This window comes from Enterobacter cloacae complex sp. 2021EL-01169 (assembly GCF_020733125.1).
GTDB lineage: Bacteria > Pseudomonadota > Gammaproteobacteria > Enterobacterales > Enterobacteriaceae > Enterobacter > Enterobacter roggenkampii.
The window spans coordinates 623,465-643,916 of record NZ_JAJFTC010000002.1; the positions used below are offsets into that span (position 1 = coordinate 623,465).

The window sequence follows — 20,452 nt, forward strand, 5'->3', positions numbered from 1 at the left end:
GAGGAGAATTTATGTCCCGAATGGCAGAACAGCAGCTTTATATCAATGGTGGTTATACATCGGCCACCAGCGGTCGCACCTTCGAGACCATCAACCCGGCCAACGGTGAAGTCCTGGCGACCGTACAGGCCGCCGGGCGCGAGGACGTCGACCGCGCCGTAGAAAGCGCAACGCGCGGGCAAAAAGTCTGGGCGGCGATGACCGCCATGGAGCGCTCCCGCGTTCTGCGTCGCGCCGTCGACATCCTGCGCGAGCGCAACGACGAGCTGGCAAAGCTGGAAACCCTCGACACCGGTAAAGCGTATTCCGAAACTTCCACCGTCGACATCGTCACCGGAGCGGACGTGCTGGAGTACTACGCGGGGCTGATCCCGGCGCTGGAAGGCAGCCAGATCCCCTTGCGTGAGACCTCATTCGTCTATACCCGCCGCGAACCGCTGGGCGTGGTGGCGGGCATCGGCGCGTGGAACTACCCGATCCAGATCGCCCTGTGGAAATCCGCCCCGGCGCTGGCGGCAGGTAACGCGATGATCTTCAAGCCGAGCGAAGTGACGCCGCTTACCGCCCTGAAGCTTGCCGAGATCTACACCGAAGCGGGCCTGCCGGACGGCGTGTTTAACGTCCTGCCGGGCGTGGGCGCGGAGACCGGCCAGTACCTGACCGAGCATCCGGGCATCGCGAAAGTCTCTTTCACCGGCGGCGTCGCCAGCGGCAAAAAGGTGATGGCCAACTCGGCGGCCTCGTCCCTGAAAGAGGTGACGATGGAGCTGGGCGGCAAATCCCCGCTGATTATTTTCGACGATGCGGATCTGGATCTCGCGGCGGACATCGCCATGATGGCCAACTTCTTCAGCTCCGGCCAGGTGTGCACCAACGGCACCCGCGTGTTTGTTCCGGCTAAGTTCAAAGCCGCGTTTGAGCAGAAAATCGTTGAACGCGTGGGCCGCATCCGCGCGGGTGATCTGTTCGATGAAGCTACCAACTTTGGTCCGATGGTCAGCTTCCCGCACCGCGACAGCGTGATGCGCTACATCGCCAAAGGCAAAGAGGAAGGCGCGCGCGTGCTGTGCGGCGGCGACGTGCTGAAGGGCGAAGGCTTCGATAACGGCGCGTGGGTGGCCCCAACCGTGTTCACCGACTGCACCGACGAGATGACCATCGTGCGCGAAGAGATCTTCGGCCCGGTGATGTCCATCCTCACCTATGAGTCCATTGAGGAAGCGATTCGCCGCGCCAACGACACCGACTACGGGCTGGCGGCGGGCATCGTCACGGCCGACCTGAACCGCGCCCACGGCGCCATTCATCAGCTCGAAGCGGGCATCTGCTGGATCAACACCTGGGGTGAATCCGCCGCAGAGATGCCGGTCGGCGGCTACAAGCACTCCGGCATTGGCCGCGAGAATGGCGTGATGACGCTGCAGAGCTACACCCAGGTGAAGTCCATCCAGGTTGAGATGGGTAAATTCCAGTCCATATTTTAACCGGGAGGTTTATTTGCAATTTGACTACATCATTATCGGGGCCGGCTCTGCCGGCAACGTGCTGGCTACACGACTGACTGAAGATCCGAACACCACCGTCCTGCTGCTTGAAGCGGGCGGGCCGGATTACCGCTTTGACTTCCGCACCCAGATGCCCGCCGCGCTGGCGTTCCCGCTGCAGGGCAAGCGCTACAACTGGGCGTACGAAACCGAGCCAGAACCCTTCATGAACAACCGCCGCATGGAGTGCGGACGTGGCAAAGGGCTGGGCGGCTCGTCGCTGATCAACGGCATGTGCTACATCCGTGGTAACGCGATGGACCTCGACAACTGGGCGAAAGAGCCGGGCCTGGAGCACTGGAGCTACCTCAACTGCCTGCCCTACTACCGCAAGGCAGAGACCCGCGACGTGGGGCCGAACGACTATCACGGCGGCGACGGTCCGGTGAGCGTTACCACCTCGAAACCGGGCGTGAACCCGCTGTTCGAGGCGATGGTGGAGGCGGGCGTACAGGCGGGCTATCCGCGCACAGACGATCTCAACGGCTATCAGCAGGAGGGCTTCGGCCCGATGGATCGCACGGTCACCCCGCAGGGCCGACGCGCCAGTACCGCGCGCGGCTATCTGGATCAGGCGAAACCGCGTCCGAACCTGACCATCCGCACCCACGCCATGACCGATCGCATCCTCTTTGAGGGCAAGCGCGCGGTGGGCGTCGAGTGGCTGGAGGGTGAAAGCACCATCCCATCCAAAGCGACGGCAAAAAAAGAAGTGCTGCTGAGTGCCGGGGCGATTGCCTCCCCGCAGATCCTCCAGCGCTCCGGCGTGGGCAACGCTGACCTGCTGAAGCAGTTCGATATCCCGCTGGTGCACGATCTGCCCGGCGTGGGGGAAAACCTGCAGGATCACCTGGAGATGTACCTCCAGTACGAATGCAAAGAGCCGGTCTCCCTCTACCCTGCCCTGCAGTGGTGGAACCAGCCGAAGATTGGCGCGGAGTGGCTGTTTGGCGGCACCGGCATAGGTGCGAGCAACCACTTCGAAGCGGGCGGGTTTATCCGCAGCCGCGAGGAGTTTGAGTGGCCAAACATTCAGTACCACTTCCTGCCGGTGGCGATTAACTACAACGGCTCGAACGCGGTGAAAGAACACGGCTTCCAGTGCCACGTCGGCTCCATGCGCTCCCCGAGCCGCGGACACGTGCGCATCCAGTCGCGCGATCCGCACCAGCATCCGGCGATCCTGTTCAACTATATGTCCCACGAGCAGGACTGGCAGGAGTTTCGCGACGCGATCCGCATCACCCGCGAGATCATGCACCAGCCCGCGCTGGACAAGTACCGCGGCCGTGAAATCAGTCCGGGCATTGACTGCCAGACCGATGAGCAGCTGGACGAGTTCGTGCGCAACCACGCGGAAACCGCCTTCCACCCGTGCGGCACCTGCAAGATGGGCTATGACGAGATGGCGGTGGTCGACGGCGAAGGCCGCGTTCACGGGCTGGAAGGGCTGCGCGTGGTGGATGCGTCGATTATGCCGCAGATCATCACCGGCAACCTGAACGCCACCACCATTATGATTGGTGAGAAGATTGCCGATGCCATTCGCGGTCGCGAGCCGCTGGCGAAGAGCACGGCGGCGTATTATGTGGCGAACGGGGCACCGGTGAGACGCTAAGTCATTTGCCCTCTCCCCACCGGGGAGAGGGAATTCACTTCCCCGCCACAAATTTATTTTCATTTCCCTGCATCCAGTTTCCCCCCGCCCCTCGTATATGAGTATGTGAGCAACGCCTTTGCTCCTTAATCCGAGGATAAATGATGAAAAAGCTACTCAGTGTTGCATTCGTATCCAGCGCGATACTCTTCTGTGCAGGCGCATCAGCAGCCATGACGTCAGACACCGTGATGGTGGGCGGAGCGGCGATGTTCCCGAGCAAAAATATCGTTGAAAACGCCGTGAACTCGAAAGATCACACTACGCTGGTGGCCGCCGTCAAAGCGGCCGGGCTGGTGGATACGCTCCAGAGCAAAGGGCCCTTCACCGTGTTTGCCCCAACCAATGCGGCGTTTGCGAAATTGCCTGCCGGCACGGTCGAGAACCTGGTCAAACCCGAAAACAAAGCCACGCTCACCAGCATTCTGACCTATCACGTGGTCGCCGGTAATTACGATATGAAAGCGCTGGAGCAGAAAATTAAACAGGGCGGCGGCCACGCGGAGCTGAAGACCGTTAACGGTCAACCGCTCTGGATCATGAGCAACGGCCCGCACAATATTCAGCTTAAGGATGGTAAAGGTAACGTGGCGAACATCAGCACCTACGACGTCCATCAGAAAAATGGCGTGATCGATGTGATTGATACCGTCCTGATGCCTAAGTAGTTGTCTATACTTCGGAAGTGTGACGTTGCCTTCCGGGAAAAACATGGATAACGCGCTGGCTGAACAACAGTTGAAATTAATGCAGGCGGTCGCAAACGGCGATCGCCGCGCATTTGAACAGCTTTACCGACTCACATCGCCTCACCTGTTTGCCGTTGCGCTGCGCATGCTGCGCGACCGCGCCTGGGCAGAAGAGATCCTTCACGACTGTTTTGTCACCGTCTGGAGTAAAGCCGAAACCTATAACGCTACCCTGAGCTCCCCGATGACCTGGCTTACGCACATTGTGCGCAACCGCTGTATTGACTGGCTGCGCAGCGGGCAAACCCGGGCTGCAGCCCGTGAAGAGTCGTATTCGGAAGATATTCTGCTAAGCGAAAGCGATGAGCAGAATAACTGGCACGACGATGCGCAGGCAGAGCGGCTCAGGCATTGTCTCGAACATTTGAGCAGCGAGCAGCGCCAGAGCATTACGCTCGCCTACTATCAGGGAATGTCTCACAGCGACATTGCCGACTGGCTCCAGCAGCCTGTAGGCTCGGTGAAAAGCTGGATACGTCGGGCAATGGACCATCTTCGGGAGTGCGTGGGGCTATGAATGACGCAGAAAAACGCGATGACATGCTGGCTGCGGAATATGCCCTCGGCACCCTGCGCGGAGGGGCGCGGCTTCAGTTGCAGAAACGGATTGCCCATGAACCCGCTCTGGCCGCCCGCGTCGCGTACTGGCAGGACATGTTCAGCACGCTGGATAGTCATCTTGTGCCCGTCCCTCCACCCGAGACGGTGTGGAAAAGAATCGCCCTCGACCTGCCGCCCAAAAAGCCTTTACGCAAAAGTCGGCCTTATGTCGGCTGGATGGTTGCAGCCTCCCTCGCCGCCCTGTCGGTCGTTGCCTGGTATGCCATCCGTACCCCGGAACTCGCTCCGCTGATGGTCCTCAACGATGCCCAACAGCACGGGGAATGGGTCGTCAGCGCGGATGCCAGCCGCCAGCACCTGAGCATTGCCCCTCTTCGGCCGACGGCCGTCGCGGCGCAACACAGCCTCCAGCTTTGGCTGATCCCAGGCGGGCAGGCGCCGGTCTCCATGGGGCTGCTGCATAACGACATACCGACACGCGTCACCCTCAGGAACACAACGCTCCCTCCTGACGCCACGATAGCCATAAGCCTTGAACCAGAGGGCGGATCGCCCACTGGGCTCCCCACAGGCCCGGTGCTTTACAGTGGCAAATTGTAATTCTCAGGCCCTGTTCGCAGGGCCGCTATCGTGCCCCCATTTCATTTATATACTTTTCTCGGTTACCAATAAGAATTAAATATTAAGCCTGTAATTAATGTAATTATTAAAAAACGACATTGACAGACTCTTGCGTACTCCATTAAGTTTTAAAAGAACATCATTTTATTCCCGATACACAATATATCAAAAACCGCATTAATGAATTTGTCATTATTCATTAATGCTTCTCTGCCTTTTATTTTTTGCATCACTCAATAGCGAGATAAGATCATGAATAATAGTGCAAACAAGGTTGTTGTCATTACCGGTGCCAGCAGCGGTATTGGTCAGGCGATTGCCCTCCATTTAGCGAATAACGCGTTTTCGCTGGTGCTGGTGGCGCGCCGTCTGGACAGAATTAATGCCCTGGTGGATCAGATTATTCAGCAAGGCGGCAAGGCGATAGCCGTGAAGGCCGATGTCACCCGTCAGGAAGAGGTTAAGCGCGCCATTGACGCTGCCGTTGACGCCTACCAGCGCGTGGATGTGCTGATCAACAACGCGGGCTTTATGGCTATCGCTCCCTTGAGCGAGCTGAAAACCGACGAATGGGACAAGATGATTGATACCAATCTGAAAGGGGTACTGTACGGCATCGCTGCCGCTTTCCCGGTGTTCCAGCGTCAGGGCAGCGGGCATTTTATTAACGTTGCCTCCGTCGCGGGCATCAAGGTGCTGGCACCTGGCGGCGTGGTGTACAGCGCCACAAAATTCGCCGTCCGCGCGCTGAGTGAAGGCTTACGTCAGGAGGCGGGTAAAACTATCCGCACGACGCTTATTTCGCCCGGCGCCGTCGAAAGCGAACTGCAATTCGGCAGCTCTGACGAAGAGAGTAAAAAATTTCTCCATGAATTTTATAAGCAGGCTATTCCGGCTGACGCAATTGCCCGCGCGGTTTTATTTGCCATAGAACAGCCTGGCGACGTTGATATTAATGAAATTGTTGTGCGTCCAACGCAGGAAGAATTTTAGCCTGGGTTAAATAATACTGAATGAGGTGTCAGTATGATTAAATCATTAACGTCCTTATCAGATCTCAATATGCGAACGGGTGCCGATATTCTTCTTGAAGTGCTGGAGAGTGAAGGCGTGGAATATATTTTTGGCAACCCCGGCACCACCGAGCTTCCTCTGATTGATGCCCTGCTTCGCCATGAAAATATTCACTATATTCTGGCGCTTCAGGAGAGCACCGTGGTGGCGATTGCCGACGGCTATGCGAAAGCCTCCGGCAAAACGGGCTTTATCAATTTGCATACCGCCAGCGGTCTGGGGCACGGGATGGGGAATCTCATTAATTCGCGGATCATGAAAACCCCGCTGGTTGTCACCGTCGGACAGCAGGATACGCGACACTACGTGCGCGACCCGCTCCTGTACGATGACATTGTCTCCATTGGCTCCCCGGTCATGAAATGGGCGCAGGAGGTCACCAGCGCCGACCAGCTCCCGGTGTTGGTGCGCCGGGCGTTTCACGCTGCCAGCTATCCTCCTGGCGGCCCAGTGCTGCTCTCCCTGCCGATGAACGTGATGGAAGAGCTGAGCGATGCCGGGATACAGACGGCGTCGAGAGTGAACTACCACACCGTGGCGGGCTCGCTGGACGAACTGGCGGAGGCGCTCAGCGAGATCGCGCCGGGCAGGATCATGATTGTGGCGGGCGATGAGGTGCACTCCAGCGGCTCGACGCAGGAGATTGTCGAGCTGGCGGAAGCGCTCAGCGCCCACGTCTACGGCTCCTCCTGGCCGCTGAATTTACCTTTTCCCACCCAGCACGCGCTCTGGCGGGGCAATATGCCCACCACCGCCAGCGAAATCGCCAGCATCATCAATGCCTACGATGCCGTATTCATCATCGGCGGCAGAAGCCTGATCACCATTTTGTACAGCGAGGGCGAGGCTATTCCGGCGACCTGCGCGGTGTACCAGCTCTCGGCGGATATGCACGAGCTTGGCCGCACCTATGCCACTCGCCTTTCGGTGATGGGGGATATCAAACTGTCCCTGCACGAACTGCTGCCAAAGCTTAAGCAGCGCCTGATCGCCAGCACGCTGGCCCACCAGCGGCTGCTGGTGGCGGCCCGCGACGAACGAGAGAAGGAGTGGCAGCAGCAGGAGGAACGTCTGGCCGTCGAGCGGCTACGCCCGGCCCTTTCGCCGATGGTCGCAGCCTGGGAAGTCATCCGATCCATTCCGGCGGGTACCACCATCGTGGATGAGGCGATAGCGACCGCCAGGCATGTCCGCCGGTTCATCTCTGACCAGCAGCACCAGCGCTACTACTTTATGCGCGGCGGCGGACTGGGCTGGGGGATGCCCGCAGCAGTAGGTCACTCGCTGGGGCTGGGCCGCGAGCCGGTAGTGTGTTTAGTTGGAGACGGAGCCTCCCTCTACTCGCCGCAGGCGCTCTGGACGGCGGCACACGAAAATCTGCCGGTCACCTTTATCGTCATGAATAACAGGGAATACAACATCCTGAAAAACTTTATGAAGAGCCAGGCTGACTACAGCTCAACGCGGCTGGGGCGTTTTATCGGGATGGACCTGGTGAACCCGCATATCGATTTTCAGTCGCTGGCCACCGCCATGGGCGTCCACTGCTGCCGGGTAACCGAGGCTGCCGATATCGCCGAAGCGGTAACGCGCGGCCTGCAGTCAGGAAAAACCAACCTGATTGAAATCGCGATTTCCGCGGATTAACCGCGCGTTTACGCTGTACCCTACATAAAAAACTTATAACCGAAACGCCTCAAGCCGCTTTATCTGCCGCCCTTCCTCGTCAAAATTCTCTGCCGCCAGCCAGGCGCGCAGCTCCGCGTCTCTTTGCGGCCATTCGCCGTCAATAATAGAAAGCATATCGCTGTCGCGGTTGCGCCCTTTACGCACCAGCTTCTGGCGCAGGCGTCCTTCCCAGACAAACCCCAGCCGCTCCGCCGCCCTGCGCGACGCCACGTTCATGGAATCGCACTTCCACTCGAGGCGCCGGTAGCCGTGCTCAAACGCATTTTTCAGCAGCAGCCACACCGTTTCGGTGCCGATGAGGGAACCTTTCATTTTGCGCGACCAGGTGACGTGACCAATTTCCACCGACCCCAGCAGCCGCTCGTTGGCCATATAGCTCACCAGCCCCACCGCCCGTTCGTTGCGTAAGTCAATGACGGCAAACGGCACCAGCTCATCGTCCATGACCTTCGCCATGATCCAGTGCGCGGTGGCTTCCACGCTCGTGGGCTGCGTGCTGGCAAGCCACGTCCAGTCGCTGTCGTCTCCCAGCGCGTAGGCCTCAAAGAGATCGGCCGCGTGGCGATCGGCGTCCAGCGGCTCCAGGCGACAATACTGGCCGAACAGCGGCGTGCGGGTTAACGCGCGCGCGCCTTTCCAGTCGGGAACGATATCGTTAACGGTTTGACCATGTTGATTGATTTCGGGCACGGCGGTGACTCCCTGAAAGGTAAGGCATTTGTTATAGCAGGTTAAAAAGCGCGCGAAAAGCAGCGTGTTTTAATAGCCCGAGCGCATGCGATATTCCCGGAAGGCATAAGTAAAGCTGAATTTCGACTTTGTGGAATGTCACAGTCGCCCTAACGTAGCGGAGCATAAAACAATCACAATATATTCTTCTCAGGGATCGCTATGACAAAAAAACTGTTGCCGTTACTGGTGCTGGCTGCGCTCTCAGGCGCCGCTCACGCCGCTACGCCGCCCAACACGCTGGTGGTTGCCCAGGGGCTTGATGACATCGTGAGCCTCGACCCGGCCGAAGCCAACGAGCTCTCCAGCATCCAGACCGTGCCGAGCCTGTACCAGCGTCTGGTGCAGCCGGACCGCGATAATCCGGAAAAAATCACGCCGATTCTGGCAGAAAGCTGGGACGCGGACGCGGCAGCAAAAACCCTGACCATAAAGCTTAAACCCGATGCGACATTCGCCTCCGGCAACCCGCTGCGCCCGGAAGACGTGATCTTCTCTTATACCCGCGCCGTGACGCTGAACAAATCCCCGGCCTTTATCCTCAACGTGCTGGGCTGGGACGCGAGCAACATCGCCAGCCAGCTGAAAAAGGTGGACGCTCATACCCTCCAGCTTCACTGGACGGCGGACGTCAGCCCGTCGGTGGCGTTGAATATTCTCTCCACGCCGATTGCCTCCATCGTCGATGAAAAAGAGGTCGCCGCGAACATCAAGGATAACGACTTCGGTAACGCCTGGCTGAAAATGCACTCGGCGGGCAGCGGCGCGTTCAAAATGCGCGTCTATCAGCCGCATCAGGCCATCGTGCTGGAAGCCAACGATTCCGCCCCCGGCGGCGCGCCGAAGCTCAAAAGCATCATCATTAAAAACGTCCCCGATCCGGCTTCACGCCGCCTGCTGATCCAGCAGGGGGATGCGGACGTGGCGCGCGATCTGGGTGCAGACCAGATTAGCGCCCTGGACGGCAAGCCGGGCGTGAAGGTGCTGAGCATTCCGTCCGCCGAGCAGAATTACCTGGTGTTTAACACCGGCAACAGCGCCAATCCGCTGCTGAACAACCCGGCGTTCTGGGAAGCGTCGCGCTGGCTGGTCGACTATGACGGCATCACGAAGAACCTGCTGAAAGGCCAGTATTTTGTTCACCAGAGCTTCCTGCCGGTCGGCCTGCCGGGCGCGCTGGAAGACAATCCGTTTAAATTTGACCCGGCAAAAGCGAAAGCCATTCTTGCCAAAGCGGGCATTAAGGACGCGCACTTCACGCTGGACGTGGAGAACAAGCCGCCGTTTATCACGATTGCCCAGTCGATGCAGGCGAGCTTTGCGCAGGGTGGCGTGAAGGTGGATCTGCTGCCTGCCGCCGGGAGCCAGGTCTATGCCCGCGTGCGCGCGAAGCAGCATCAGGCGGCGATCCGTCTGTGGATCCCGGACTACTTCGACGCGCACTCCAACGCCAGCGCCTTCGCGTGGAACGACGGGAAGTCCAGCACCGTGGCCGGACTGAACGGCTGGAAAATCCCGGAGCTGAACAAGGCCACGCTGGCGGCGGTTGCCGAACCGGATCCGGCGAAGCGTCTGGATCTGTACAAGAAAATGCAGGAGCAGCTGCAGCAGAGCTCGCCGTACGTGTTCGTCGATCAGGGCAAAACCCAGATCGTGGTGCGCGATAACGTGAAGGGGTATCAGCAGGGGCTGAACGCGGATATGGTCTGGTACGATCGCGTCACGAAGTAGCCCTTGTTGCCGGGTGGCGCTGCGCTGACCCGGCCTGTGTTCTCGGTTTTTGTAGGCCGGGTAAGGCGAAGCCGCCACCCGGCATGAAGAGATTTTCCATGCCACATCTTTCCACCCGCGTGCTTCAGGGCCTGCTGACCCTGCTGCTCACGCTCTTCGGGCTGCTGCTCGTCACGTTTGCGCTCTCGGCGTTTTCACCGGTCGATCGCGTGCTGCAGATCGTCGGCGATCACGCCAGCCAGTCCACGTACGATCAGGTTCGCCACCAGCTCGGGCTGGATCGACCGCTGCCCGTGCAGTTCTGGCACTATCTGCAGAGCCTCGCCCACGGTGATTTAGGCACCGCCAGCGCCACCGGGCAGCCGGTGCTGCAGGATCTGCTGCACGCCTTCCCCGCCACGCTGGAGCTGGCAACGCTGGCGCTAATTATCGGCACGATACTCGGCGTGATTGCGGGTGTGCTGTGCGCCCGCTACGCCGGTTCGCCAGTGGACTTAGCGATCAGAACGCTCACCCTGCTCGGCAACTCGGTGCCGATTTTCTGGCTCGGCCTGCTGATGCTGGCCCTGTTCTACGCGAAGCTGCAGTGGAGCGCGGGCCCCGGCAGGCTGGACGACATCTGGCAGTTCACCGTCGAGCCGCGCACCGGCTTTGCGCTGATAGATACCTGGCTTTCCGGCGATCGCGAGGCGTTTCGCAACGCCATCAGCCACCTGGTGCTGCCGGTGGTGCTGCTGGCCTACTACTCGCTGGCGAGCATTACCCGTCTGACCCGCTCCGCCTGCCTCGGCGAAATGAACAAGGAGTATATCCTGCTTGCCCGCGCCAAGGGCGCCGGGGAGATGGCCATTCTGCTGCGCCACGTGCTGCCGAACATTCGCAGCACCCTGCTGACGGTGATCGCCCTGGCCTATACCAGCATGCTGGAAGGTGCGGTATTAACCGAAACCGTCTTCTCGTGGCCGGGCATCGGACGCTATCTCACCACCGCCCTGTTCGCCGGAGACACGACCGCGGTCATGGGCGGCACGCTGCTGATTGGCGTCTGCTTTGTGCTGATCAATAACCTTACCGACCTGCTTGTGCGGGCGACCGATCCCAGGGTGCGCTGATGCCGTTTTATCTCTTCTTACGCCGCCTGCGCCGCTCCCCTGCCGCCGTTTGCGGGCTGATTGCCCTGGCGCTGCTGGTGTTTATTGCCCTGTTCGCGCCCTGGCTGGCACCGGTTGATCCGAACTGGCAGGACGCCGCCGCGCGCCTGCAGGCACCGAACGGCCAGCACTGGCTGGGCACCGACAGCTACGGGCGCGATCTGCTCTCGCGCCTGATTTACGGCACCCGTCCGGCGCTCGGGCTGGTGGCCTTAGTCACCGTTATCACCCTGCCCGCCGGGCTGCTGGTGGGGATCCTGTCCGGCTACTACGGCGGCTGGCTGGAGCGAGTCCTGATGCGCTTTACCGACGTGGTGATGTCGATGCCGCGCCTGATCCTCGCCTTCGCGTTTGTGGCGATGCTCGGCCCGGGGCTGGTCAACGGCGCGCTGGCGCTGGCCTTAACCACCTGGCCGGCCTACGCGCGTCAGGCCCGGAGCGAGATTCAGCGTCTGCGCCACAGCGATTATCTGGCCGCCGCGGAGATGATGGGGATCCGCGGCCCGCGCCTGCTGGTCGGCCATATTGTGCCCCTGTGCCTGCCGTCCGCGATTGTGCGGCTGGCGCTGGATCTGGCGGGGATTATTCTGGCCGCCGCTGGTCTCGGCTTCCTCGGCCTTGGCGCACGGCCGCCCATGGCCGAATGGGGGGCGATGATTGCCGACGGCATGCAGGTCATTTTCGACCAGTGGTGGATTGCCGCTATTCCGGGCGGAGCGATTCTGTTTGCCAGCCTGGCGTTTAACCTGCTGGGCGATGGCCTGCGCGACGTACTGGAGCCACAGCATGACTGAACACCGCGTCATCGTCGATGCGCTGAATATCGACTACCCCGCCGCACGCGTGGTCAACAACCTGAGCTTTACGCTTGGCAACGAGCGGCTGGCGCTGGTGGGGGAATCCGGCTCCGGCAAGTCGATGTCCGCCCGCGCCCTGATGGGTCTGGTGCGTAAACCCGGTATCGTGAGCGCCAACCGGCTCAACGTGCTGGGCAACGATCTGCTGACCCTGAACGCCCCTCGCTGGCAGGCGCTGCGCGGCAACGGGATTGCGATGGTCCTGCAGGACCCGCGCTACGCCCTTAACCCTGTGAAAAGCGTCGCCGCCCAGCTTGATGAGGCGCTCACGCTGCATCAGCGCCTGCCGCGTCCGGAGCGTACGGCGCGTATTCACGACATCCTCCGCGCCGTCGGGCTGAGCGAGAACGTGCTGTCACGCTATCCCGGCGAACTTTCCGGAGGCATGGGCCAGCGGGTGATGATTGCGATGGCGCTGATCAACAACCCGCAGGTACTGATTGCCGACGAACCGACCTCCGCGCTGGACGCCCGCCTGCGCAACCAGATCCTCGAGCTGCTCGTGCAGCAGTGCGAAGAACGCCAGATGGCGATGCTGCTCATCAGCCACGATCTGCCGCTGGTGGCCGAGCACTGCGACCGCGTGCTGGTGATGTATCAGGGCGAAAAGGTCGATGAGATGGCGGCAAGCCGGCTCCCGCAGGCGACGCATCCGTACACGCGAACCCTGTGGACCTGTCGTCCAGACGCCCATACCTATGGGCAGATGCTGCCGACGCTCGACCGTTCGCAGCCGTGGAAGGAGGCCAGCGATGGCGATCGTTGAGGTTAACCAGGTGCAGGTCGCCTTCGGGGAAAAAACGGCGGTTTCGGCCGCCAGCTTTAGCATTGAGAAAGGCGAGACGTTCAGCCTGATCGGTGAATCCGGCTGCGGGAAATCGACTATTCTGCGCGTGCTGGCGGGGCTGCAGCGCGAGTGGCGCGGCAGTATTGCGCTACTGGGAGAAGCGTTAACGCCAGGGCGACGCTTTGAAGGCGAGCTTCGCCGCAACGTGCAGATGGTGTTTCAGGATCCGTGGGCGTCGCTGCATCCCAACCACACGATTTCTCGCACGCTGTCGGAGCCGTTGAACATTCGCGGCGAGACGCAGGTCGCGGAGAAGGTGGCCAATGCGCTGCACGAAGTGGGGCTCTCCGCCGACGCGGGCAGGCGCTATCCGCACCAGCTTTCCGGCGGCCAGCGTCAGCGCGTTGCCATTGCCCGCGCGCTGCTGCTGCGCCCGCAGCTACTGCTGCTGGACGAGCCGACCTCGGCGCTGGATATGTCGGTGCAGGCGGAAATCCTGAACCTGCTTAATCGCCTGAAGGCCGAGCATGAGATGACCTATCTGCTGGTGAGTCACGACGCGGACGTGATTGCCCATATGTCCGACCGGGCGGCATTGATGGCGCACGGGAAGATCCAGAAGGTGTTTGACCGTGAGGCGATGTTACGGGGCGAGCACAGGATGGGTTAAGTGCGTGCGGCGGTGCCCGGTGGCGCTGCGCTTACCGGGCCTACGTTTCGTGCCGCGTTGATGGTTCTTCGTAGGCCGGGTAAGGCGTGCCGCCACCCGGCAAACAATTACTTCAGCAGCTTCACCGTGGCATCGATGTCGATCTCATCTTCGGTGAAGATCAGCGTCGTATTCTGGAAGGTGGTGATCGCCAGCTTCTTCACCGTGCGCATTTCGCCCGGCTTTTTATCGGATTTTGGTTTGATGCTGTTCATCAGCAGGCCCACCGACAGCACCGCGTTCTCTTTGTCGATTTTGGTATCAACGGGCTGTTCTTCGCTGAACACCACGAAGGATTTGATCGAGGTGAGCTTTACGCGCTCGCCTGCGATATAGAGATGTTTGCTTTCGGGGATCACCTTCACCGCATAGGCGGAAAGGCCTTTGTTGTTGGTGGTAGGCTCGAAGGTCACCGCGGCATCTTTCTTAATCAGATCGGGGTTCGCGACCTTAATCACATGAAAATAGCGGTTGTCGCCGTTTTCATCTTTGATAAATCCAAAGCCTTTATCTTTAAACCACGTTGTGATTGTACCGTTCATCGCTGTTACCGCCTGTCAGATCGTAATGACTAAAGTTTTGCAGCGCGCAGTGTAATGCACAATGACGGAGGAGACAAAAAAAAGCCCCTGCACGGGGGCAGGGGAAAACTCATGTCAGAGCTTATTAGAATTTAGTTGAACACCATCCCACCATCGATGAGCAGAGACTGGCCTGTCATGTAGTCAGAGTCCGGTCCTGCCAGGTATGAGACGCAGGCGGCGACATCTTCCGGTTCGGACAGGCGGCCAAGCGTAATGCGTTTGGCAAAAGTCTCGGTTCCGTAGCCGAGCGGTTTACCCGCCGCCTCGGAGACCTGACGGTCGATCTCCGCCCACATCGGCGTTTTCACGATGCCCGGGCAGTAGGCGTTAACGGTGATCCCCAGCGGAGCAAGATCCCGCGCGGCGGTCTGGGTTAGGCCGCGCACCGCGAATTTACTGGAACTGTAGACGGCCAGCTCCGGGTTACCGGTGTGGCCCGCCTGGGAGCAGGCGTTGATGATTTTCCCGCCGTGCCCTTCTTTACGAAACGCGTCAATCGCGGCCTGAATGCCCCAGATCACCCCTTTCACGTTGATGTTGTAGACTTTGTCGACAATCTCCGGCGTGATGGATTCGATTGGCGTGGATGGCGCGACCCCGGCGTTATTGACGATCACGTGGAAACCGCCCAGCGCGGTGCGGGCTTTCTCCACCGCCGCAAATACCTGCTCGCGGTCAGAAACGTCTACCTTCACGGCGACGGCGTTACCGCCGTTACGGATAATTTCATCGGCCACGGCTCTGGCCGTTTCCGCGTTATAGTCGGCGATGGCGACGGCAAAGCCATCCTTCACCAGGCGAAGCGCAATCGCTTTACCAATCCCCTGGCCTGAGCCTGTTACGAGAGCAACTTTTTGCATTTCTCTGTCCTTATGTTGAGTCACAAAATCTGGCTGAGATGGAGCTGGCCCATCAGCAGCGGGTTATCGCTGTAGTCGACGGGAATGGCCACCACGGCCGGGCCATCCACATCCATCGCCGCGCGCAGCGTGGGTTCGAGCGCGTCGGCGCTCTCCACGGCAAAGCCTTTCGCGCCAAAGGCGTCGGCATAGACTTTGAAATCGACCGGGCCGAACTCGACGCCGGAAAGACGCTGGTATTTTTTCTCTTCCTGAATGGCAACCATGTTGTAGCCGTTATCCACCCAGATGATGTGCAGCACGTTAGCGTTGAGGCGCACCGCGGTTTCCAGTTCCATGCTCGACTGCAGGAAGCCGCCGTCACCGGAGACCGACACCACCTTGCGGCCCGGGTTGACCAGCCACGCGCCAATGGCCCACGGCAGCGCGACGCCCATGGTCTGCTGGCCGTTGGAGATCATCACCTGACGCGCCCGGAAGCTGTAGAGGTAGCGGGCGATCCAGATGTGGAAACTGCCCATATCCACGGTGAGCGTCACGTCGTTATTGACGATGTCCTGCATGGCCCGCACGATGCGCAGCGGATGCAGGGCGAACTGATTAAGCGAGGCGCCGCGACGATCGAGCAGATCGCGCTGATGCTGGCGATCGACCAGAATTTCGGAGGCCCGCTGGCTCAGCTCCAGCTTGTGGTCGATCCGGTTAGCGAGCAGGTTCAGCGTTTCGGCGATGTCCCCCACCAGCTCCAGATCCGGCACGTAGTTACGTTCTTCATAGGCAGGCAGCACGTCGATGTGCACCAGCGTGGCGTCGCCGCTGTTCCACATGGACGGCTCGTACTCCACCGGACTGTAGCCGATGCAGATAATCAGATCCGCCAGATGGAGCAGCCTGTCGCCCGCCTGGTTATTGAACAGACCGACGCGTCCGGCGAAGCGGGTGAAGTGTTCCTGGTTCACCGCCCCGGCGGCCTGATAGGTGCTGGTGACCGGAATACGGCTTTTCTCCAGCAGCTTGCGCAGCGCCGCGCTGTTGGCGGGCTGGCTCGCCATCAGCCCCAGCAGGATGACCGGGTTTTTGGCCTTTTCGATAAGCTTCGCCACATCGTTGATAGCGGATTCTGGTGCGGGGCCCATCAGCGCGGGACCGCTGGCGGGTAAAATCGCCCCCGTGGCGGGCTGGTCAACAATGTCCTGCGGCAGGCTGACGAACGCGCCCCCCGGCCTGCCGTGCTCGGCGGCGCGAAACGCATTCGATACCACCTCAGCAATCGCGTCCGGCGCACTCACCTCCACGGCGTATTTGGTGACCGGGCTGAACATGGCGACGGTGTCCATGCTCTGGTGCACCAGCTTCGCTTTATCCGCCCGCTTCACCGCCCCGCCCAGCGCCACCACCGGGTCGCCTTCGCTGTTGGCGGTGGCAATGCCGGTGATCAGGTTCGAGCAGCCCGGCCCGGAAGTGACCAGCGCCACCCCGGCCTTGCCGGTCAACCGCCCTACCGCCGCCGCCATAAACGCCGCGTTCGCCTCGTGACGCACCGGGATGATCTCAATGGAGGAGTCCAGCAGAGAGTCAAAGACCTTGTCGATTTTCGCCCCCGGGATCCCGAACACCTGCTTCACGCCCTGCGCTTCCAGCTGGCCGACAACCAAATCGGCGCCGTGCGCCCACTGACGTGACTGTTTCTCACTGTTCACGGTAGTTCTCCTGTTAGTTTTCGACGGCACGGATCGCCGCATCCAGATTGCTGGGGTGAAGGTTGGCCTGTAAAAAGGCGCTGTCGGCGGGCAGGTCAATCATCAGCTTGTGAATTTCACCGAAGGTGAGCACGCCGCTCTCCAGCTGGTAGTCAAGCAGATGGCCCCCGCCCTGACGGTCGTCGGTGATGAAGTGTTCGTGGTAGCCCGCCACGTTGATCCCCTGCATATGCTGCGGCGTGCGGAACCCGACCAGCACCCCTTCGCGCTGGTTAAAGCGGAACACCGGCTGGTCGTCCAGCACGTCGGTCATCGCGCGGTACGGCGGCGTCTGGCGCGGTACGGTGCGGGTGTGGGCATGGCGGAAGTTGCCGTCAATGCGCAGCGCGCAGAACAGGTTATCGGAGGGGATCTGCTGGTCGATGACGTCGTGGATCTGCTGACGGCTGACCGGCGCGTCGAAGGTTTTACGGTACTGCGGCTGGAACCAGGTCATCACCGCGAACGGCGTTTTCTGCTCCGGCTTCGCGGCCCGGGCGCTGCCGTCGGCGCGCAGCTGGTACACCTGGCTGCTGAAGGCAATCATTTCGCCGTCCAGCTCGTTGAAGGTGCCCAGACCAAAATCACCGTGTGCCAGCAGATCGGCGATGGTGGTCTCTCCTTCATACACGCCGCTTAGCAGGGCGCTCATTAGCGATGTCTGATAGATCACGCTGTCAGGATGCTGGGCGGAGAACCCGCGCAGGGTCTCGCACAAGCTGGCTTCACAGTCGCAGGCAGATGAATGCACCATCATGCTCGTCCTCTTCAACTTTATTTAGAAAGGTTAAATAAATGTTGACCCGATTCAGCAGAGAGTTCCAATATAGAAACCATGCTGGTTTGAGACGTTTTAGATATGGAACTTCGTTATCTGCGGTATTTTGTCGCGGTTGCACGCGAGCGACACTTCACCAGGGCGGCCGAAGCGCTGGGTATTTCACAGCCTCCTCTGAGTCAGCAGATCAAACGGCTCGAAGAGGAAGTGGGCACGCCGCTGTTCAGACGCCTGACGCGGGGCGTGGAGCTGACCGAAGCGGGAGAAGCCTTCTACGAGGACGCCTGTAAGATCCTGGCGCTGAGCGACGCCGCGCTGGAGAAAGCCCGCGGCATCGCGCGCGGGCTGAACGGTAACCTGTCGATTGGCATCACCAGCTCCGATGCTTTTCATCCCAAAATTTTCGCGCTGATTCGCCAGTTTCAGGTGCAGAACATGGCGGTGCAGGTTCACCAGGTGGAAGCCAATATGTCGTCGCTGACGACGATGCTGGCGGAGGGTGAACTGGATATCGCCTTCGTGCGCCTGCCGTGCGAGAGCAGCAAGGCGTTCGAGTTAACCATCCTCGATCGGGAGCCAATGGTGGTGGCGCTGCATCGCGACCATCCGCTGGCGGCGTGCGATTCGCTGGCGTTAGAGCAGCTTCGGGATACGCCGGTGGTGCTGTTCCCGCAGGAGGTCGCGCCCGGCCTGTACGACCGGGTTCACGGCTGCTGCGAACGGGCCGGGATCGACGTGCAGCACGCGCTGCAGTCGTCACAGCTTTCATCCTCCCTGAGCATGGTTTCCGCCGGCGGCGGGTTTGCGCTGGTGCCGAAATCCATGGCGGCCATTTCTCCGCCGAATGTGACCTACCACGCGCTGAGCTCGCCGGAGCTTTACACCGATATCGCGCTCTGCTGGCGGCGCTTTGAACGCTCGCGGACGGTGAAGCGGTTTCTGGCGATGATGAGCGAGGGGTAGCGGCCGGTTTGGTTGGTGGTTTTTGTAGGCCGGGTAAGGCGTAGCCGCCACCCGGCAATGCCCTTCTGGAAGCCGCCTCGCAAACCTGCAAGCAACCTTATGTAATTCAGGGGCATCCCCTTTCCATCCTTTTTTCACCGCCGTAAAGTGCCTGCGTTGCGGCCCATCCGTAACCGGGCGTAGGAACCCGTTAGCATAACGTGACATTTTTACCTAAAGAGGATGCTAAATGGCTACTGTCCCTGAGTTTTCTTATGCGCCCTCTGAAGAAAGCGCCGTTCACCACCTCATCGACCTTCAACTTTGCGATTCCGCAGATCTCTTCGAACTGGCTGACACCTGCGCCGCCTGCGTGAGCGTGCTGGTTGAAACTGACGATCCTGTGACATTTTCTATACTTTGCGAGCGCTTGCTGGCACTGCTTAAACGCCTGCGTGAATGTTGCGATACAGAACTTCCCCCGCATCTGGTTGAACGGCTTATCGCAGGAGAAAAGATCGTTTCCTGCGTGCCAGACTGCTGGCAGGAGACGACGTTGCAGGTGGATTATGCCGTGGCGTTAACGCTGGCGGTGATGGGCGGGACACTGCCTGCGCGCGTGGCGAAAGAACTCACCGGGCTACTGCATGATATGGTCTGGCTGTTGGCGGAGTTTGTGAAGGAGCCGTATATCGCGACGCACTGAGGCGGGTGATGGAAGGCCGGAATTCTGCTGCTGCGGACGGGGGACGATTTCGGCCAGATACCCCTCTCTTTTCCTGGTAATTGCTTGCGGAACGCCATCTGATACTCTGGCTGCACTCAAGGGATGACAAGGAAGAGAAATGCTGAATCCTGGATTCGTGACCCGCAAAGCGCTTGCTCAGTGGCAGGATGTCCCCGCTTTTTTACCTCAGTTCCAGTTTCATGAAAAACACCGAACGGTCATTCATACTGCGCATCCCGAACATATTCTGCCGTTGATTGCAAACTTTGACGTCCGGCAAGATGTCGTCATTCGGCGGCTGATGTTTTTACGGCAATTACCGCAGAAATTTCTGCATAATCAGCAGGCTAACTCCATCGGCAACTTTGGCCTGCACAGTTTTACCCTTTTGAAAAACTCAGCATCTGAGCTCTGCTATGGCTTGCGAGGACAGTTCTGGCGTTCAGATTTTGGTCTGGAAAAAGTACCGGATGTCAGCGCTTTTCAGACGTCAGTGACGCCGGGCAGCGCGACATTGTTGCTGCGCTATCAGGTAACGGAATTGGCGCCAGGCCAGCATGAACTCAGTACAGAAACGTTCGTCGATTGCCCGGACAGAAGCACCCGGCTCAGAATGGCGGCTTACTGGCTGATAATCCGGGCGGGCAGCGGCTGGATCCGCAGGAGAACGCTGAAAGCGGTTAGGTTGAATATCGAGAAGCTGGACTGAAGTGCAACAGATAACCTTATGGCGTTCAGCGTTAGCACTTCGCTTTAAATATCCGTTTCCGGACGAGAACTGCCGGGAAGAAATGTTTGAGGAGCGGTTATTAGCAAAAAGCGGTACCGATCAACCGCCTTTAAAATGAATACCTGCGCGGCGGATATTCACCCTTAACACAAATTTACGCGGAAAATTACCTGTACAGTACAATTATTTATCGGTCAGTTGTGTTTGTAATAGACTTCGTTTAATCTATTGTT

20 protein-coding genes are annotated in these 20,452 nt (G+C 59.7%); 15 read left to right on the forward strand and 5 right to left on the reverse strand.

Annotation, left to right across the window (positions count from 1 at the left end; all coding sequences use genetic code 11):
• Positions 1 to 11 precede the first annotated feature (11 nt).
• From betB to LLF79_RS09410, 7 genes are all read left to right on the forward strand, one after another.
• Entirely contained in the window at positions 12 to 1,484 is a 1,473-nt protein-coding gene (gene betB, locus LLF79_RS09380) for a betaine-aldehyde dehydrogenase (protein WP_227879418.1), read from the forward strand.
• Positions 1,485 to 1,497: 13 nt separating this feature from the next.
• A complete protein-coding gene (betA, locus tag LLF79_RS09385; protein ID WP_227879419.1) occupies positions 1,498 to 3,162 on the forward strand; it encodes a choline dehydrogenase in 1,665 nt (554 codons plus the stop codon).
• Between the two features lie 143 nt (positions 3,163 to 3,305).
• Positions 3,306 to 3,869, forward strand: a complete 564-nt coding sequence (locus LLF79_RS09390) for a fasciclin domain-containing protein (protein WP_023326865.1) — start codon at positions 3,306 to 3,308, stop codon at positions 3,867 to 3,869.
• A gap of 43 nt (positions 3,870 to 3,912) precedes the next feature.
• Positions 3,913 to 4,467, forward strand: a complete 555-nt coding sequence (locus LLF79_RS09395) for an RNA polymerase sigma factor (RefSeq protein WP_023326864.1) — start codon at positions 3,913 to 3,915, stop codon at positions 4,465 to 4,467.
• Positions 4,464 to 5,111: an anti-sigma factor domain-containing protein gene (locus LLF79_RS09400; protein ID WP_227879420.1), complete on the forward strand. Its 648-nt coding sequence runs from the start codon at positions 4,464 to 4,466 to the stop codon at positions 5,109 to 5,111. The genes LLF79_RS09395 and LLF79_RS09400 overlap by 4 nt, the downstream gene beginning before the upstream one ends.
• Before the next feature lie 273 nt (positions 5,112 to 5,384).
• Positions 5,385 to 6,125 carry an SDR family oxidoreductase gene (locus LLF79_RS09405; protein WP_227879421.1) on the forward strand — a complete coding sequence of 247 codons (741 nt, stop codon included), beginning with the start codon at positions 5,385 to 5,387 and terminating at the stop codon, positions 6,123 to 6,125.
• 33 nt (positions 6,126 to 6,158) lie between these two features.
• Positions 6,159 to 7,853: a thiamine pyrophosphate-binding protein gene (locus tag LLF79_RS09410; RefSeq protein ID WP_206805336.1), complete on the forward strand. Its 1,695-nt coding sequence runs from the start codon at positions 6,159 to 6,161 to the stop codon at positions 7,851 to 7,853.
• 33 nt (positions 7,854 to 7,886) lie between these two features.
• Here the strand turns inward: LLF79_RS09410 and LLF79_RS09415 are convergent, their stop codons facing one another.
• Positions 7,887 to 8,585 (reverse strand): GNAT family N-acetyltransferase, encoded by a 699-nt coding sequence (locus LLF79_RS09415; RefSeq protein ID WP_227879422.1) that lies wholly within the window; start codon positions 8,583 to 8,585, stop codon positions 7,887 to 7,889.
• A gap of 201 nt (positions 8,586 to 8,786) precedes the next feature.
• Here LLF79_RS09415 and LLF79_RS09420 point away from each other — a divergent pair, with 201 nt between their 5' ends.
• The 5 genes from LLF79_RS09420 (at position 8,787) to LLF79_RS09440 (ending at position 13,820) form a co-directional block, all read left to right on the forward strand.
• Entirely contained in the window at positions 8,787 to 10,355 is a 1,569-nt protein-coding gene (locus LLF79_RS09420; protein ID WP_227879423.1) for an ABC transporter substrate-binding protein, read from the forward strand.
• Between the two features lie 98 nt (positions 10,356 to 10,453).
• A complete protein-coding gene (locus LLF79_RS09425) occupies positions 10,454 to 11,467 on the forward strand; it encodes an ABC transporter permease (protein WP_046092629.1) in 1,014 nt (337 codons plus the stop codon).
• On the forward strand, positions 11,467 to 12,300 hold the full coding sequence (locus LLF79_RS09430) for an ABC transporter permease (protein WP_046092630.1): 834 nt from the start codon (positions 11,467 to 11,469) through the stop codon (positions 12,298 to 12,300). Before LLF79_RS09425 ends, LLF79_RS09430 begins: the two co-directional genes overlap by 1 nt.
• Positions 12,293 to 13,129 carry an ABC transporter ATP-binding protein gene (locus LLF79_RS09435; protein ID WP_046092631.1) on the forward strand — a complete coding sequence of 279 codons (837 nt, stop codon included), beginning with the start codon at positions 12,293 to 12,295 and terminating at the stop codon, positions 13,127 to 13,129. Before LLF79_RS09430 ends, LLF79_RS09435 begins: the two co-directional genes overlap by 8 nt.
• On the forward strand, positions 13,116 to 13,820 hold the full coding sequence (locus LLF79_RS09440; protein ID WP_046092632.1) for an ABC transporter ATP-binding protein: 705 nt from the start codon (positions 13,116 to 13,118) through the stop codon (positions 13,818 to 13,820). The genes LLF79_RS09435 and LLF79_RS09440 overlap by 14 nt, the downstream gene beginning before the upstream one ends.
• Before the next feature lie 107 nt (positions 13,821 to 13,927).
• On the opposite strand, the gene LLF79_RS09445 is transcribed toward LLF79_RS09440, so the two are convergent.
• From LLF79_RS09445 to budA, 4 genes are all read right to left on the reverse strand, one after another.
• On the reverse strand, positions 13,928 to 14,401 hold the full coding sequence (locus LLF79_RS09445; protein WP_046092633.1) for a cold-shock protein: 474 nt from the start codon (positions 14,399 to 14,401) through the stop codon (positions 13,928 to 13,930).
• Positions 14,402 to 14,532: 131 nt separating this feature from the next.
• Positions 14,533 to 15,303, reverse strand: coding sequence for a (S)-acetoin forming diacetyl reductase (locus LLF79_RS09450; protein ID WP_008499406.1), 771 nt, complete (start codon positions 15,301 to 15,303; stop codon positions 14,533 to 14,535).
• Positions 15,304 to 15,323: 20 nt separating this feature from the next.
• Complete coding sequence (alsS, locus tag LLF79_RS09455; protein ID WP_044597037.1) at positions 15,324 to 17,003, reverse strand: acetolactate synthase AlsS; 1,680 nt, start codon at positions 17,001 to 17,003, stop codon at positions 15,324 to 15,326.
• Between the two features lie 13 nt (positions 17,004 to 17,016).
• Positions 17,017 to 17,796 carry an acetolactate decarboxylase gene (gene budA, locus LLF79_RS09460; protein ID WP_031275271.1) on the reverse strand — a complete coding sequence of 260 codons (780 nt, stop codon included), beginning with the start codon at positions 17,794 to 17,796 and terminating at the stop codon, positions 17,017 to 17,019.
• A gap of 105 nt (positions 17,797 to 17,901) precedes the next feature.
• Between budA and LLF79_RS09465 the strand changes: the two genes are divergently transcribed.
• From LLF79_RS09465 to LLF79_RS09475, 3 genes are all read left to right on the forward strand, one after another.
• Entirely contained in the window at positions 17,902 to 18,783 is an 882-nt protein-coding gene (locus LLF79_RS09465; RefSeq protein ID WP_021242639.1) for a LysR family transcriptional regulator, read from the forward strand.
• A gap of 229 nt (positions 18,784 to 19,012) precedes the next feature.
• The gene (locus LLF79_RS09470) at positions 19,013 to 19,468 is read left to right on the forward strand and encodes a hypothetical protein (protein WP_045407884.1); all 456 of its coding nucleotides are present in this window, start codon (positions 19,013 to 19,015) and stop codon (positions 19,466 to 19,468) included.
• 139 nt (positions 19,469 to 19,607) lie between these two features.
• Positions 19,608 to 20,198 (forward strand): hypothetical protein, encoded by a 591-nt coding sequence (locus LLF79_RS09475; protein ID WP_045407886.1) that lies wholly within the window; start codon positions 19,608 to 19,610, stop codon positions 20,196 to 20,198.
• Positions 20,199 to 20,452: the final 254 nt, after the last annotated feature.